This window comes from Pseudomonas sp. FW215-R2, from assembly GCF_058789255.1.
In genome coordinates this window covers 47,346-62,770 of the sequence record NZ_JBYTBO010000003.1, presented here as the reverse complement: position 1 = coordinate 62,770, position 15,425 = coordinate 47,346, and the positions used below count along the sequence as shown (strand labels likewise).

12 protein-coding genes and 1 pseudogene are annotated in these 15,425 nt (G+C 61.9%); 3 read left to right on the top strand and 10 right to left on the bottom strand.

Features of this window, described 5'->3' with window-relative positions:
• Positions 1-56: 56 nt before the first annotated feature.
• A complete protein-coding gene (locus AC3WRD_RS05180) occupies positions 57-878 on the bottom strand; it encodes a phosphatase PAP2 family protein (RefSeq protein ID WP_102619381.1) in 822 nt (273 codons plus the stop codon).
• Positions 875-1,546: a lipopolysaccharide core heptose(II)-phosphate phosphatase PmrG gene (gene pmrG / locus AC3WRD_RS05175; RefSeq protein WP_102619380.1), complete on the bottom strand. Its 672-nt coding sequence runs from the start codon at positions 1,544-1,546 to the stop codon at positions 875-877. Before pmrG ends, AC3WRD_RS05180 begins: the two co-directional genes overlap by 4 nt.
• Positions 1,547-1,799: 253 nt before the next feature.
• Between pmrG and AC3WRD_RS05170 the strand changes: the two are divergent.
• Both AC3WRD_RS05170 and AC3WRD_RS05165 read left to right on the top strand, forming a co-directional pair.
• A pseudogene (locus AC3WRD_RS05170) lies at positions 1,800-2,813 on the top strand (methyl-accepting chemotaxis protein); the annotation flags it as partial.
• 42 nt (positions 2,814-2,855) lie between these two features.
• Positions 2,856-3,719 (top strand): methyl-accepting chemotaxis protein, encoded by an 864-nt coding sequence (locus AC3WRD_RS05165; protein ID WP_371858302.1) that lies wholly within the window; start codon positions 2,856-2,858, stop codon positions 3,717-3,719.
• A gap of 169 nt (positions 3,720-3,888) precedes the next feature.
• On the opposite strand, the gene AC3WRD_RS05160 is transcribed toward AC3WRD_RS05165, so the two are convergent.
• The 7 genes from AC3WRD_RS05160 to AC3WRD_RS05130 form a co-directional block, all read right to left on the bottom strand.
• Positions 3,889-4,101 (bottom strand): FitA-like ribbon-helix-helix domain-containing protein, encoded by a 213-nt coding sequence (locus tag AC3WRD_RS05160; protein WP_096818767.1) that lies wholly within the window; start codon positions 4,099-4,101, stop codon positions 3,889-3,891.
• Positions 4,102-4,204: 103 nt separating this feature from the next.
• A complete protein-coding gene (locus tag AC3WRD_RS05155; RefSeq protein ID WP_102619378.1) occupies positions 4,205-5,578 on the bottom strand; it encodes a DUF1329 domain-containing protein in 1,374 nt (457 codons plus the stop codon).
• Positions 5,579-5,609: 31 nt separating this feature from the next.
• Positions 5,610-7,568 carry a DUF1302 domain-containing protein gene (locus tag AC3WRD_RS05150; RefSeq protein WP_102619377.1) on the bottom strand — a complete coding sequence of 653 codons (1,959 nt, stop codon included), beginning with the start codon at positions 7,566-7,568 and terminating at the stop codon, positions 5,610-5,612.
• 45 nt (positions 7,569-7,613) lie between these two features.
• Positions 7,614-8,900 (bottom strand): phospholipase C/P1 nuclease family protein, encoded by a 1,287-nt coding sequence (locus AC3WRD_RS05145; RefSeq protein WP_102619376.1) that lies wholly within the window; start codon positions 8,898-8,900, stop codon positions 7,614-7,616.
• A 116-nt stretch (positions 8,901-9,016) separates the two neighbouring features.
• Entirely contained in the window at positions 9,017-10,585 is a 1,569-nt protein-coding gene (locus tag AC3WRD_RS05140; protein ID WP_102619613.1) for an FGGY-family carbohydrate kinase, read from the bottom strand.
• 20 nt (positions 10,586-10,605) lie between these two features.
• Complete coding sequence (locus tag AC3WRD_RS05135) at positions 10,606-12,201, bottom strand: glycerol-3-phosphate dehydrogenase/oxidase (RefSeq protein WP_102619375.1); 1,596 nt, start codon at positions 12,199-12,201, stop codon at positions 10,606-10,608.
• A gap of 5 nt (positions 12,202-12,206) precedes the next feature.
• Positions 12,207-13,802 (bottom strand): FAD-binding oxidoreductase, encoded by a 1,596-nt coding sequence (locus AC3WRD_RS05130; protein WP_102619374.1) that lies wholly within the window; start codon positions 13,800-13,802, stop codon positions 12,207-12,209.
• Positions 13,803-14,013: 211 nt separating this feature from the next.
• Here AC3WRD_RS05130 and gliR point away from each other — a divergent pair, with 211 nt between their 5' ends.
• Complete coding sequence (gliR, locus tag AC3WRD_RS05125; RefSeq protein ID WP_102619373.1) at positions 14,014-15,042, top strand: AraC family transcriptional regulator GliR; 1,029 nt, start codon at positions 14,014-14,016, stop codon at positions 15,040-15,042.
• On the opposite strand, the gene AC3WRD_RS05120 is transcribed toward gliR, so the two are convergent.
• The gene (locus AC3WRD_RS05120; protein WP_102619372.1) at positions 15,039-15,407 is read right to left on the bottom strand and encodes a glyoxalase superfamily protein; all 369 of its coding nucleotides are present in this window, start codon (positions 15,405-15,407) and stop codon (positions 15,039-15,041) included. The two genes, gliR and AC3WRD_RS05120, sit on opposite strands and share 4 nt — an antisense overlap.
• Positions 15,408-15,425 lie beyond the last annotated feature (18 nt).

The window sequence follows — 15,425 nt, the reverse complement described above, 5'->3', positions numbered from 1 at the left end:
CGCACAAACGAAAAACCCGCCGGTGATGGCGGGTTTTTCATTTCAGTGGCGACGCTTCAGAGAGCAGTCTCAGGCTGCACACTGAATGCCTGTCGCTCACGCTTGCTCAACACCGGCAACTCCAGACGAGCCCGTCCATAAAACGCCAGCGCCGTCAGCATACACGCCAGCCAGACGAAGATCCCGGCCCAGAACGTGTGGGACATGTAGTGCCAGCCTTGCAGGACGCGTGTGGTGCCGTAGACGAAACCGAGCAACAGCGATCCCCACAACAAGGCGCTGGAGAAGCGCCACTGATAACGACGCGCGACAAAATACAGCGCCAGCATGGTGAACCCACCGGAAGCATGTCCGCCCGGCCAGCAACGACCGTCACCGGCCTCATGGAACAGCTGGAAATTGCTGTACCACTCGATGTGAGCCATTTTGCCGCCGTACAGCGTCGTCTCGATCGGGCAGTAAACGCTGGTGTGGGCCTTGAGGAAGTGAATCACCCCGGTACACACCGCAAAAGCCACCACCACAAACAGAAAGTCCCGGCGATGGTCAGCGGTAAAACGCAGCACCGGAGCCACTTTGCTGCGCTCCAGAAACCCGGCAAGGCCAGGGCGCTTCTGCGGATTGACCAACGGCCAAACCACCGACAGCATCGCGCCGATCAGGGCGATTTCAGCGGTCCAGTTCGGGATGATCCGCGCCCACTTGTGGGTCAGCTTTTCAAAGAAGTGAATCTTGTCGAGCGGGAAGGTGTTCGTCAGCGGATCGAACAGCAGGTTGCTGAAGGCGATGTCGATGTTCGTCATGTCGAACATCAGGAACACCACCGCCGCACAAAACAGCGGGATGCCGAAGTTGTAAGCGTAAAAGCGAGAAGTCATCGGGTGGTCACCGTACGCCAGTCAGAGGCCTCGATGAAGCCGAGCATCTTTGGAGCCGCCAGGCTGGCAGCGGAAACGAACAGCGAAGAACCATAACCGAGGGTCGAGGCCGGCACCCTGAGGTCTTTTTCCAGCTGCGCCATGCATTCGCTGTGGGTGACCAGGATCAGGTTACGCCCCGGGACCTTGTGCGCCAGCGCGTCCTGCAACATGCGGCCCTTGCAGCTGATTAACCAGTCCTCACCGGTCGTCGCCCGGTTGAACATGTAACCGGCGGTCTGCACGGTGCGGGTCATCGGGCTGTTGTAGATGTCGGCATTGGTCAGGCCCAACTGCTCGAATTGCGCACCGACGGCGACCGCAACACTGCGCGAGCGATCGGTGATGCCGTCATTGCCGCTCAGGCACGGCGCCGGGGAGTGATCGCAGCGTTCGACATGGCGCACCAGCACAATCATGTCGCCCTTGGCCCAACCGGTCGCCAACGCCTGGGCGCCAGCGACATTGCCGTGGGCGAGGTCAGGCACCGCCGCCGGGGCGAGCAGCCACAGGGTCAGCGGAATTACCAGTGCCGACACGGCCAGAACAACACCGGCGTTTCGAAAGCGGGCCAAACCGCTCAGATCGATCGAGCGCTTGACGCCGAACAGACTCAGTCTCAATTCCACAAAAATTCGCCTCGCCAGCCTATATCACTGTCATTTGATGCGGCGAAGGTACAGACGCCCCCGTGGGCAGCCAGTGAAAGTCATGTGAAAAAAGTCTTGGGATCCTTTGTTACAAATTCCGTCGGACAAAATCCTTTCAGCTCCAGGATTTGCGGCCGATACAGTCCTGCTAACACCCTTGCTGGCTCAAAAAAACAACAATCTTCCAGCCTAACCGACGATCAAGAAGCACAACGTTTCTGGAGGAATTGTGATGAATAGCTGGTTCGGCAACATCAGCGTGAACCTCAAACTGGGGCTGGGATTCGGTCTCGTCCTGGCCCTGACCTGCATTCTGGCCCTGACGGGCTGGACCAGCCTGGGCGGCCTGATTGACCGCAGCAACTGGATGAGCGACATCACCCAGCTCAACTCTGGCCTGACCAAGCTGCGCGTGGTGCGCCTGCAATACATGCTGACCAACGGCGATGAAACCGCCGCGCAGAACGTGCAGACCACCCTCGACGGTTTCGCTGCGCAACAGCAAGCGTTGATCGGCAAGTTCAAGAGCCCGGAAAACGTCAAGTTGCTCAAGGCGCAGGCGGCGACCATCGCCGAATACCAGACGTCCCTGAACAAGATGCGCAACGCCTACCGCACCGGCAACACGGCGCGCGACACCATGAGCGCCAATGCCGAGACCGCGTACAACCTGATCGAATCGATCAGCACCCGCGTCCAGCAGATGGCCATGAGCGAACAGCGTTTCGAGCAGTTCCAGGCCATTACCGCCGCCAAGGAAGCCTTCATCCTGGCGCGCTACGAAGTGCGCGGCTACACCGCCACCACCAACGCCGAGACCGAGCAGAAAGCCGTCGGTCAGCTGGACGTGGCCATCGCCAGCCTCAAGCAACTGAACGCGCATTTCGCCGACACCCAGCAAGACGCCCTGCGTCAGCTGGAAACCGCACTGACCAACTACCGCAGCGCGTTGCAGGCTTACAAGAATGCCAACACCGATGCGGTGCAGGCACGCAAGGAAATGACCGATCAGGGCGCTACCATCGTGACCCTGAGCGAGCAGATGTATCAGATCCAGCTCGACCGTCGTGACATGGAAAGCGCTCAGGCCCGCACCCTGCAACTGATCAGTACCCTGCTGGCGTTGCTGGTGGGCGTCATCGCTGCCTTCATCATCACCCGTCAGATCACCCGTCCGTTGCAGGAAACCATGGCCGTGGTCGAGCGCATCGCCAGCGGCGACCTGAGCCACAACGTGATCGTCACCCGCCGCGACGAACTCGGCGTGCTGCAACAAGGCATCGCGCGCATGGGCGTGACCCTGCGCGACCTGATCAGCGGCATCCGCGACGGCGTGACCCAGATTGCCAGCGCCGCCGAAGAACTGTCGGCCGTCACCGAGCAAACCAGCGCCGGCGTCAACAGCCAGAAGATCGAGACCGATCAGGTCGCCACCGCCATGCACGAGATGACTGCCACCGTGCAGGAAGTCGCGCGCAACGCCGAAGAAGCTTCGCAAGCCGCAGCCGCCGCTGACGGCGAAGCCCGCGAAGGCGACAAGGTGGTGAACGAAGCCATCGCCCAGATCGAGCGTCTGGCCAGCGAAGTGGTGCGTTCCACCGAAGCCATGAGCGTGCTGCAACAGGAAAGCGACAAGATCGGCAGCGTCATGGACGTGATCAAGGCCGTGGCCGAACAGACCAACCTGCTGGCCCTCAACGCCGCCATCGAAGCCGCCCGTGCCGGTGAAGCCGGTCGTGGTTTTGCCGTGGTCGCCGACGAAGTCCGTGGCCTGGCCCAGCGCACACAGAAATCCACCGAGGAAATCGAAGGCCTGGTAGCCGGTCTGCAAAACGGCACTCAGCAAGTTTCGGCCGTGATGAACAACAGCCGCGCCCTGACCGACAGCAGCGTCGCCCTGACCCGCAAGGCCGGTTCGTCCCTGGAAAACATCACCCGCACGGTATCGAATATCCAGTCGATGAACCAGCAGATCGCCGCAGCCGCCGAACAGCAAAGCGCCGTGGCCGAAGAAATCAGCCGCAGCATCATCAACGTCCGCGACGTGTCAGAACAGACTGCTGCGGCGAGTGATGAGACGGCTAAATCCAGTGTTGAACTGGCGCGGTTGGGTGGGCAGTTGCAGCAGATGGTGAGCCACTTCCGCGTCTGACCTACAGTCAGCGCTGAAGCGAAATTCAATCGCGGGCAAGCCCGCTCCCACAAGGTTCTGAGGCGTGCACAGATACTGTGTTCGACTCTTTACCTGTGGGAGCGGGCTTGCCCGCGATTGCGATGTAACTGCCTATGAAGATAGGTCCTGCAAAAAAAACCGTGCCGTATCAGCGTAAAGGCAACTCCAATTCAACCCCGTCAAAACGTCTAAACCGTTCGTGGATTCGAGTTCCCAAGCCACCGGTAGATTGATTCTGCTCCAGCGCATTGCGCAACATCACACACGCCTGTTCCTCAATCGAACGACCATTGAATCTTGCCGTGGCCTCCAGCTTTTTATAGAGCTGATAGTCAACATTCCTGATGATTAAACTCGCCACAATCCCTCCAACGTATTGGCCCCTGAAGCATCGAGGCTAGCACGCAGCGTTTGATGCAAGGTTTCAGGTTGTAACGAAGGGATGGAGATCGCGTCTTGCCCACTCACCGCGTCCCCCGCTGCCGCAACGCCGACGGCATGAAATACGAATCCTCCGGCACCGGTTGCGAGAAGTCGACGGTCGAGGCCTCTTCGTTATCCAGGTTCTGCACGTAGTAACGGCGGGCCTGCAAGTCGTGGAACACGTCGAGTGCGCTCCAGGTGGTGGGCAGGTCGTAGAAGTTTTTCAGGTAGGCCATCGACACGCGCCACAGCTCCCCTCGCCCGTCGTATTGATCCACCAGGGCGGCGCCCCAGCTGTCTTCGTCGAGGAACAGCACGCGTTTGGAGTAGATATGCCGTGCACCTGGTTTGAGTGTGCCTTCCACCACCCAGACCCGGTGCAGCTCGTAGCGGGTGTATTGCGGGTTGAGGTGGCCGGGGGTGAGCAGTTGGGCGTATTTCACGTCGGGGCTGCCGACTTTGTAGTTGTTGTAGGGGATGTAGATTTCCTGCTTGCCCTTGAGCTTCCAGTCGAAGCGGTCCGGCGAGCCGTTGAACAGGTCGGTGTCGTCTGCGGTGCGCAGGCCATCGGATGAGGCGATCGGCGTGTCGTAGGCGAGGTTCGGTGCGCGGCGGACGCGGCGTTGGCCGGCGTCATAGATCCAGGCCTGGCGGGCGTCTTTGAGCTGGTCCAGTGTCTCGTGCACCAACGCTGCACCACCGGCGAGGCGTGCCGGGCTTTTCACGAAGGCGAGGTAGTAGAACAGGATGTTTTTCAGGTCGGCGAACTGGCCGCCCGGGCGGTAGTAATTGAAGAAGCCCTCTTGCTGCGAGGTCACCAGCGCGAAGCTGCCGTTGCGCTGCACAGGTGCTTCGGAGGCGCGGCGGACCACGTAGATGCCGCGATAGCGGGTGATGTGATTCCACAGCACTTCGACCCCGTCCTTGGGCACCGGAAACGGCACACCGCCGTAGGCATCAGCGAACCCGCTGCCGCCCTCCAGCAACTTGGCCGAGGCCGCATTCTTCAGGGTGTTGTCATACAGCCATTGCGGCGCCGAACCGGATCGGCGCGAGGGATAGACCGGCATCTGGAAGGTGTCGGGATAGCTGTTGAACAGAGCGATCTGGCCCGGTGTGAGATGCGCCTTGTACTGATCGAGGTTGGCTTTGGTGATGGTGAATAGCGGTTTGTCCGCCGCGTACGGATCGGGGTGATGCTGGCCGGGTTTGTAGCCGGCCGGCGCCTGGGTGATGCCGCCGGTCCAGGCCGGAATGGTGCCGGCCGCGTTGCCGGCGCGCTCGGCGCCCATGGGGGTCAGCGAGGTTTTTAGTTGTTCGGCCTGCTGGGGCGAAATGGCGGCCAGCGTACTTGCAGCGGTCAAACTCAAAAACAACGCCAGCGTGGTCTTGGTCAGTCGTGATGCAGGAAACATGTTCGTTCTCCGAATTCAAAAACCTGTGGGCTCACAAGAAATACTTGAGGTTGAAACCGACGTTGTCGCGGTCGCGAATACCGTTGTTCTGCCCGCCGCCCCAGAACTCGGTGTATTGCAGTTCGGCTTCGAGCTTGTTCTGGTAGTTGGCCTTGACCCCCAGCGTGTAGGCCTTGCGACCTTCGATGGCATTGCCGGCCTGGTAGCTGTTGCCCTTGAAATCGTCCTTGTAGACGACGTAGGGCGAGACGTTGATCCCGGCGTACAAGTCGTTCCAGGTACCGTTGAACATCACCGTGTAGCTGTAGGAATTGCGATTGACCTGATCGTCGCGATCACCGCCGGACACGTACGAAGTGTTGCCGGTGCCGGCGTAGTAACGGGTGCTGCCATCGTAGGCGGTGTATTGCAGGCTGCTGCCGCGCAGATGCTCGGAGGCCAGTTCGAAGATGCCGAACATCGAGTCGAACGACAGCGTCGGGCCGAAGTTGTAGATGCTGCCCAGCGAAGTGTTGAACGCTTCCACCCGCTCGGCGTTGTTGATCTGGCTGTCGAGGGTGACCATTTGCCCGCCGACGTTGATGGTCTTGCCGGACACTGCTGCGGCAGCACCGTTGGCCAGATCGCCGATCAGGTCGTTGGTGGCCGCGACGCCGATGGGCAGGTTCGGCCGATAGGCCACTTCACCGAACACCGAGGCATTGCCCAGCGTGGTGTTGAAGCTGAAACCGTACATGCGGATGTCTTCGGCATACCGCCGATGGGCCTGGATGTTGCCCATCACATCGGCAGTCGCCAGACCGTTGGCGAGGGCCCCGGCCTGACTGCCGGCAACGCTGGAGAGCATGTTGGTCAGGGCATTCATGTCGATGCCCTTGTACCCGCCCAGGTCGGCAGCGATGGTCGGTTCCTTGGCGTGGTAGTTGACCATGTACAGGCCGAACTCGGTGCTGTTGAGCTCTTCGGCGATGTAGCGAAAGGCAAACCCGAACTGGCCGTCGTTGCGTGCGTTGTAGTCCTTGCCAATGGACGCCACCTTGAGGGTGTTGCCGTAGGCCGGGGTCACGCCGTTGGCGTAGAGGCCGGTGGACTTCAGCGCCGGGCCGAGCAACGGGTTGTTGCCCAGTGCGCTGTACAGACCGATGACATTGCCAAACCCCGGCACCGGCGTATCAAGTGCGGTGCCGCTGAAGTTGTTGTAAGCGGTGTTGCCGCCGTCGGCGAACAGGTCGGTCTGCGAGTAGAACGTGCCGACCGGATCGATGCGGGTTTCTTTCCAGTTGGTCTGGTAGAAGCTCTCCATCGTCAGGCTGTCGGTCAGGCCGATGTTGAAGCTGACCGCCTCCACCGGCATCAGCACTTCCTTGACCTCGGCACCCGGCAAGCGATATTTCGCGGCGTCCACCGGGTTGGTGGTGTTGACCCCGCCGCGATAGAAAATCCCCTCGCCCCAGTTGAACACCTGACGCCCCACTCGCGCGGTGACCGGCATTTGCGCGACGTCCCAGCTGCCATGGACGTAGGCGTCGAGCATCTCGATCCGGCTGCCGGCGATGTCGCGGGTCTGGCTGGTGAAACGGTCGTCCTGGGGATAACTCTGGCTCGGCTGCGACGGGCTGTTGTTGTGGTAGTAGTCGTTGCGCTTGTCCATCAACTGGGTGTCGTAGAACGCGGTGCCGCGCAGGAACATCCCGTAGTTCTGGTAGTTCGCCTCCAGCTCCGAGGTGATCTTGTACACCTCGGAAACCAGCCCGGTGTCGAAGTTGCGATTGCCGTCGTTGGTGTTGACGTCATCGTTGTTCTTGTCCCGGCCCTGGACCCGCCACAAGCGGCCATAGGACAAGGTCGTGTCGAGCGAGCCGGTGACCTGATTGTCCAGCACGCTGAACTCGGCGGCCTGCACCGCGTCGACTGCGCAGAGTTGCAGCAGCCCTGCCAAACCGACACCGGGGAGCGCTACGCCAGACAGGCGCAATCGAGTGTTGATCATCTGTTCCTCCTTCCCTGTTCTTATTGTTGTGTGTTGCCGCGATGCTTATGGCGCCAGCCCCGCACGGACATAAATCCGGCTGTGGGCGCCGAAATGGCCGAGCAATTTGAGCAATTGCCGGTTGAGTTCCGGGTGCTCGAAGGTCTCGCGCTGCAACTGATTGCCGGCGCTGAAATCGCTGGTGACCGGCGCCGTTTCCAGCCACTGGCCGATGGCTTCATCGAAGGCGGCGGAGTCGTCGACGGACTCGGCGCTCACCACTTCGCGCAAGTAGTCCACGGAGTACGGCGGGTAATGCGCGTCCCCGGCGGCATCGGCGTAGGCGTCGAGCATCGGATGCGGCTGACCGGCGCGCAGCACGCGACGCAGCCAGGTCGACTGGTACTTCTCGACCTCCATGTGGCGGGTCGCGACGCGTTCGATGGACGCCTGTTTGTCATCCGCAAAACCGGCCAGCGCCTTGCCCTCCAGCAGCAGAAGGCTTGGCAATTCGACGCCGGGCAACGGCTTGGCGTGATACGGCTGGGTCAGGTCCTGAACGTGGTGCAGGCCCCAACCGAGAAAGCGATAACCCCAGTAAGGATGACCGCTGGCAAACGCCAGTCGCGCCAACCCCATATATTGATAGGCGCGCCAGTCCGGCCAACTGCGCTCGAGAAATCCGGCGGCCGCGTACACCACCGGGCTCTCATGGAAGAAGCCCATGTGGAACGGTGCCTGGGAGCTGTACTGGAAGCGCGCATCGCCAAACGGCTGCGGGCCGAAGCCGTACAACGCGGCGACTTCGCCGGGGTTGTCGCTGAACAGATTGATGTCGTGGCCGTAGTCCGGCTCGTCGGCGGCACTGGCCAGCACGGCCAGGGGTGCGACTTTTTCGTGATCGGCCACGCGAATGAAACGCTGGCGATTCCACGGTGAAAGCGTCTGCTCGACCATCACCTGATCAGCCTGCAGATGCTCGCGCTCGGGCAGGTCCTTGCCCGGCAACGGCTGGATGGCCATCGCCAGATAAATCTGCGGGTTGATCCGCAGCGCGGTGAGGAAGTCGTGGCGCAGATTGTCGCTCGGCTCGACGGGCAACTTGAGGTTGTCGGGGCGCGGCGGGTATTGCTTGAAGTGTTCGCGGGCGAAGCCTTCCTGCTCATCGAGCAACGCGACGATGGCCGGGTATTGCTCGGAGAGAAACTGCTCCAGCGGTTCAACCTCGACGGGCGGCGCATCGCGCAACGCCGGCAGGTCCTGCAACGCCAGGTAGCTGCCTACCGTATGATTCGACCAGCCCCACGCCGTCGGGGCTATTGCGCAAAGCAGCAGGAGGGAGATCAGCTTCATTGCTTCTGGTTCTTGTTATGTGTGCCGTGGGGATCGAGCCTAACAACCGACCCCGCCCCTGACACTGTCCGATCTCACCAGAAAAGTTCTCCGATAGCGCCACATGCGCTGTTCTTTCAGGCCGGGTAACCGGTGATCTTGCGGATGCTCTGGTACAACGGTTTGAGCTGTCGATACATGCGCAGATAGACGTCCTTGTACAGGCGCTCGTAGACCTGCTGCGCCTCGGGTTGCGGCTGAAACACCGCGCCAACCCGGGTCATCGCCGCAATTGCTGTGGGGAAATCCGCGTGTAGCCCCAGCCCGACCGCGCAGCAAATCGCCGCGCCCAGACCGGACGCTTCATAGACGTGCGGACGCTCCGCCGGCAGGCCGAAAATGTTCGCCGTGAGTTGCATCGCCGCATCACTTTGCGAGCCACCGCCAGCAACACGTAAACGGGTGACGGAGATCTTCGAGCGCTTCTCGATTTTCTCCATGCCCTGACGCAACGCATACGCCAGACCTTCAAGGATCGCCCGGTAAATGTGCGCACGGGTATGCACGTCGCCGAAGCCGATCATCGCGCCTTTGGCCTCCACACCCGGCTCGCGAATCCCCGGCGACCAGTACGGTTGCAGCATCAACCCCATCGAGCCCGGCGGCACCGCATCGACCAGCGCATCGAACAGTTGTTCAGGCTCGATACCCTGCTCCTTGGCCTGCTGCATTTCCCGCAGGCCGAACTCGTTCTTGAACCAGCTGACCATCCAGTAGCCGCGATAAATCATCACCTCGCAGTTGTACTGATCCGGCACCGCCGACGGGTACGGCGGAATCAACGGGACGATTTCCAGATAGCGCGAGCGGGTGCTGGTGATCGTCGCCGTGGTGCCGTAGGACAGGCACACCGTGCCCGAATCGACGACTCCGGAACCGAGCACTTCACAGGCCTTGTCGGCCCCCGCCGCGATCAGCGGAATGCCTTCGGGAATGCCGGTGTGGCGACTCGCTTCGGCGCTGATATGGCCGAGGGTTTCACCGGGTTTGTGCAAGGTCGGCAGTTGCTCGGGACGCACCGCCAGCGCCTGCCATTTCCAGTCACGCGGCGCGGCCCAGCGCAGGCGTTTGAAGTCGAACGGCAGGTAACCGACGCAACAGCCCACCGAGTCGACGAAGCGCCCGCACAGGCGATGCGTGAGAAACCCCGAGAGCAGCAGAAACTTGTCGGTCGCCGCCCACACGTCAGGCTGATGGCGAGCGATCCAGTTGGCTTCGGCCTGGGCGCGAAAGTAATCCACGGTGGCCTGCGCGCCGGCCAGTTTGAACAGCCAGCCCCACGGTCCCTTGATCCCGCCTTCGACTTCGCTCTGGCGCTGATCGAGCCAGAGAATCGCCGGGCGCAACGGTTTGCCCTGGGCATCGACGTTGATCACCGTGCCGCGCTGGGTGGTCAGGGAAACGCCGGCAATCTGCGAACGATCGATGCCGGTTTGCGCCCACACCTGCTGGCAGGCCTCGCCCAGTTTCGCCCAGTAATATTCCGGATCCTGCTCGGCCCAGCCCGGCTGCGTCGAGTAATAGGCCTGCAATTCAACCTTGCCCTTGCCGAGCAGGTTGCCCTGCAAATCGAAGAGCAGCGCGCGCACGCTCTGGGTGCCATTGTCGATGGCCAGCAGGTAACGCTTGTTCGGGTGGTTGTCCATGGAGCTCTCTTCGAGGGGCATCACTGCGCGATTTCCGGCAGGCCGTGATGGCGTTGCCATAACGCCTGATAGCGTTGCTGTTCCTGTTGCCAGCGTTCGTCGTTCCAGCCCAGTCGCGGCTGGCAGAGTTGGCGAATGGCCGGGAAATAATCTGCTCCACCATGGGGCAGTAACAGGCCGAGACGGGTTCGGCGCAGCAGCAGGTCATCCAGGTGCAGGACCATTTCCGCTTCGCAGGCGAAGGCCAGTTCTGCCCACAAGGTGTCGGTGGCGCCGACGGTGTCATGGCCCAGTTCGGCGAGCAGTTGCGCCAGCCTCGGCAAATCACGGCCATGTCGCCCGGCCAGACGTCGCCACTGACCGGGGCTGAGGCCGGGGATTGTCAGTGGCGGCACGGCGGCAAATACCGGCGCGGCATCGTCATCGAAGGAACGGCCGAGCATGTCGGCGCACGCCTTGAGCACTTCGATGGCTTGCGGGCGGAACGTCGTGAGCTTGCCGCCGGCCAACGTGACGCAGCCTGGCTCCTGCCACAGCACATGTTCACGGGTTTCGTTCGACGGTTTGTCTTGATGCTCACCCGCCGCACTGCCCACCACCGGGCGCACGCCCGACCAGGTTGAAAGTACGTCGGCCGCTGTCACCTCAGCGCCGGGAAACTGCTGTCGGCAGGCGGCCAGCAAATAGTCGAGTTCTTCGCCGCTGATGCTCGCGCTCTGGTCCAGATTCTCGCGATGATCAAGGTCGGTGGTGCCGACCACCGTGGCGCCTTCCCAAGGGAAAACGAACACAGGACGCCGATCCTGCTCGTGCATAAACGTAAAGGCCTGCGCCACCGGCAAGCGCCAGCCCGGCAGCAGCAAATGACTGCCGCGCAACGGACGCAACTGGCGCGGAGCCTCGGGCGGACGCAAGCGTTCGGCCCAGGCGCCAGTGGCCACTGCCAGCACACCACAACGCAATTGAATTGAAGCGCCGGCTTCGCAATCTTCGACCTGAACCCCGCACACCCGCCCGTTTTCCCGCAGCACATGTTCGACACGCACGCCGTTGAGCACCACCGCGCCGTCGGCCCGTGCTTCGCTCAACACGCGCATTACCAGTCGCGCGTCATCGGTCAGCGCATCGACAAAACAGGTGCCGCCGAGCAGGTCATTTTCTTTTACTCCCGGAGCCAGATAACGCAGTTGCTGCGCGTCATGGAAACGATGATCTCGGCGCCCGGCCAATGCGTCATAGATCGATAACAGCCCACCCAGCACCCGAGGCCCGGGAAAACCGCCGCGATAGTGCGGCATCATAAAACTCATCGGCTCCACCAGCCCCGGCGCTTCGTCGAGCAGACGCTGGCGTTCGCGCACCGAATCGCGGGTCAGTCGCCACTGGCCCTTGGCGATATAACGCAAACCGCCATGGACCATTTTCGAGGATCGGCTGGAGGTGCCCCAGGCGAAATCACGCTGCTCCAGCAGCAGGCAACGCCAGCCACGGCGCGCGGCTTCACGCAGGATTCCGGCACCGCTGATGCCGCCGCCGATCACGATCAGGTCCCAGGTTTCACCCGCCAGTGTCGGCAGGACCTGCTGGCGCCATTCGGCGTTCCAGTCCGCGCTCATGGCGGTCACTCCTGCAACAGCGTGCCGGGGTTCAGGCGCCCGGCCGGGTCGAAGTGCCGGCTCAGCGCCTGCAAGGTGTCCATCGCCAGCTCGCCTTTTTCGCGCGGCAGGTACGGCGCGTGATCCTTGCCCACGCCGTGCTGGTGGCTGATGGTGCCGTGGTTGTCGACGATGGTCTGGCTGGCCGCGTGTTTGAGGGCCTTCCAGCGGGCCAGCGTCGCAGGATAGTCCGCTGCCGGGCGAAACACGTAGGTGGTGTAGATGCTCGAACCTTCGCCGTAGACGTGGGATAGATGCGTGAACACATGCACCCGCTCTCCTTCAGCCGCGAGGGCATCGCGCAGGCTGTTTTCGATCAGGCTGAGCAGGTTGTCGACGTTGCTCCAGTCAGTCGCGGTTTCGAGGGTGTCGACCACGTAACCGGCGTTCCACAGGTTCTCTCGCAGATACGGAAAACGGAAGCGATTCTGCGCCCACTTCTTGCCCAGCAGCGTGCCGGTGAACACCCCGCCGAAGGCTTTCAGGTGCTGGCGGGCCTGAGCCAGGGACAGCGCATTCTGCTTGCGATTGCCGGTCACGCCGAAGGTCAGCAGGCACTTGCCTTCGCCCGCTCCGCGCAAACTCAGATACTTTTCCAGCCAGGCGATCTGTTGCGGATGGCCGGCCAGCGCCAGTTGGGTTTCGGTTTCCACTGCGTTGGACAAACGCAGCATCGACAGCGGCACTCGTGCTTGCGCAAGTTGCTGAATGGCTTGCAGTGCCTTGCTCCAACTGGGCAGAAACACGCCGTAGAAACGCTCATCGGCCGGCAGCGCGCTGACCCGCACCTTGACCTCGGAAATGATCCCGAAACGCCCTTCGCAACCCAGCACCACTTCACGCAGATCCGGGCCAGCCGCCGACGCCGGGAAAGTTGGAATTTGCAGGGGCCCGGCAAAGGTTTCCAGCGTCCCGCCGGCGAACAGTTGCTCGATCCGCCCATAACGCAGCGATTGCTGACCACTGGAACGACTGGCCACCCAGCCGCCCAGCGTCGACAGCTCCCACGACTGCGGGAAATGCCCCAGCGTGTAGCCTCGGGCGCGCAGTTGGCTTTCCACCTGTGGGCCACTGGCGCCGGGACCGAAAGTCGCCAGCAGGCTTTGTTCATCGAGGTCGAGCAGACGATTCATCCGCGCCAGAGACACCGTCACCACGGGCCGCGCAGAGTCGGGCGGATTGATGTGCCCGGCCACCGACGTGCCGCCGCCATAGGGAATCAGGCACAGGTCTTGCGCCTGGGCGAGCGCCAGCAACTGGCGAATGTGTTCGGCGGTTTCCGGGAACGCCACGGCGTCGGGATAGTTGCCCAGCGCCCCCTCGCGCAACGCCAGCCAGTCCGGCAGGCTCTGCCCTCGGGCATGCAGCAGACGGTCATGGGCATCGATGCTGTACAGCGCGTGCTCCGCCAGCCGCGAGACCGGTACGCGGGCCATCGCCGCTTCAAGCGTCGCATCGGGCAGCGCTCGGCCCTCCCCCAGTCGCTCATGGAGAAAACTTGCGCCCTGGGCCGGCAGTTCGACCACCGTTGTTGCATCTCCCCAGCCGTTCCAGCGTCGCATGCGTGTGTCCTTCTGTGCAGTCTGATCAGTGAGATTTCAGGCCCTCATACTAGTCAGCCGGCCGAAAGTGTCACGGTCGCATCCGGCCAGTTCGAGTAGCCAATTGAGTCAAACGTCGCGCAAGCGTCAGCCATTTACTTTAGTCGTGGATTCAAATTACCTTTCAGGGCGCTCATCCGCCCACGGCGGCCTCGATCAAGGGAATACGGTCATGCAATCGCTCGGCTTCACCTCCGTTCCGCCGCTGCTCAAGTACCTGCGCCATGCCGAACATCTGGGCATGGCCATCGAGCCTGCATTGACGGCGGCCGGGTTGCAGGCGCAGCAGTTGAGCGACAACAGCCTGCGCCTGCCGGGTGAAACCCATGAACGGTTGCTCGATTATTTCTGCGAACACTCGGGCGATCCGCTGTTCGGCCTCAACGCCGCGAATTTCGTGCTGCCCAACTCCTGGAGCGTGCTGGGCTACATCACCATGAACTGCGCGACACTGGGCGACGCCATGAGCCGCATCATGCCGTTCGAAAAACTGGTGGGCGACATGGGCGTCAGCCGCGCCGAGGTGCAGGACAGCCACGTGCACCTGATCTGGAGCTGCCGCTTTGAGCGCCCGCGGATTCGCCGGCACCTGGTGGAAAACGTGCTCGGCTCCTGGCTGCAATATGCACGCTGGATCGCTGACACCCAATTGTCGCCGGCCGCCGTGTGGCTGGAACACTCACGCCCGGCGGACACGACGCTGGAACAGTACGAACAGTTTTTCGAATGCCCGGTGCTATTCGATCAACCGTATTCCGCGCTGATCGTGCCGCTGCCGTATTTGCAGTTGCCGTTGCGTCAGGCCGATGCGCATTTGCTGCGCACGCTGGAAGAGCACGCGCAGAGCCTGATGGCGACGCTGGAGGATGCGTCGCTTGAGCAACGGGTCAAAAGCATCCTGCGCCAGTTGCTCAAGGAAGGTCTGCCGCGCAAGGAACAGGTGGCCGAACATCTCGCCGTCTCCGTGCGCACGCTGCAACGCCAGTTGCATCAGGCCGGCACGTCGTATCAGCAGATCCTCGATGACTTGCGCCAGGAACTGGCCGAGCATTATCTGTTGAACAGTACGTTGCCGATTCAGGACATCGCCCAGTATCTGGGCTTCACCGAACCGCGCTCCTTTCACCGCACATTCAAGAGCCGACGCGGGATGCCGCCCGGCGAGTTTCGCCAGACTCACCGGGTATCGAACGACAGTTAGAGACTGATCGCGTTGGTGAACACCAGGCGATTGCCGAACGGATCGGCGATGGTCATGTCCTGACTGCCCCACGGCATGGCCTGAATGTCTGGGTGCGAGAACTTGTAGTTTTTGGCCAGCAGTTGCTGCTGGAACGCCTCAAGCTCATCGGTCTCGATCCGCAGGGCCGAACCCGGTGTCGCATCGCCGTGATGTTCGGACAGATGCAGCACGCACTCACCGCGCGAGACTTGCAGGTACAACGGGAAGCCGGGTTCGAAACGGTGCTGCCAGTCGATCTTGAATCCGAGGAAGTCGACATAGAATTCCACGGCCTTGGCTTCATCGAAAATTCGCAGGATCGGGGTGGTTTTACCGAAGCTCATGGGCATGTTCTCGCGTAT

Bases quoted from the DNA above. Each gene is read 5' to 3' on its own strand.
- AC3WRD_RS05180 (WP_102619381.1), bottom strand. From the start codon at position 878: ATGACTTCTCGCTTTTACGCTTACAACTTCGGCATCCCGCTGTTTTGT.
- AC3WRD_RS05165 (WP_371858302.1), top strand. From the start codon at position 2,856: ATGGGCGTGACCCTGCGCGACCTGATCAGCGGCATCCGCGACGGCGTG.
- AC3WRD_RS05155 (WP_102619378.1), bottom strand. From the start codon at position 5,578: ATGTTTCCTGCATCACGACTGACCAAGACCACGCTGGCGTTGTTTTTG.
- AC3WRD_RS05150 (WP_102619377.1), bottom strand. From the start codon at position 7,568: ATGATCAACACTCGATTGCGCCTGTCTGGCGTAGCGCTCCCCGGTGTC.
- AC3WRD_RS05145 (WP_102619376.1), bottom strand. From the start codon at position 8,900: ATGAAGCTGATCTCCCTCCTGCTGCTTTGCGCAATAGCCCCGACGGCG.
- AC3WRD_RS05140 (WP_102619613.1), bottom strand. From the start codon at position 10,585: ATGGACAACCACCCGAACAAGCGTTACCTGCTGGCCATCGACAATGGC.
- AC3WRD_RS05135 (WP_102619375.1), bottom strand. From the start codon at position 12,201: ATGAGCGCGGACTGGAACGCCGAATGGCGCCAGCAGGTCCTGCCGACA.
- AC3WRD_RS05130 (WP_102619374.1), bottom strand. From the start codon at position 13,802: ATGCGACGCTGGAACGGCTGGGGAGATGCAACAACGGTGGTCGAACTG.
- gliR (WP_102619373.1), top strand. From the start codon at position 14,014: ATGCAATCGCTCGGCTTCACCTCCGTTCCGCCGCTGCTCAAGTACCTG.
- AC3WRD_RS05120 (WP_102619372.1), bottom strand. From the start codon at position 15,407: ATGAGCTTCGGTAAAACCACCCCGATCCTGCGAATTTTCGATGAAGCC.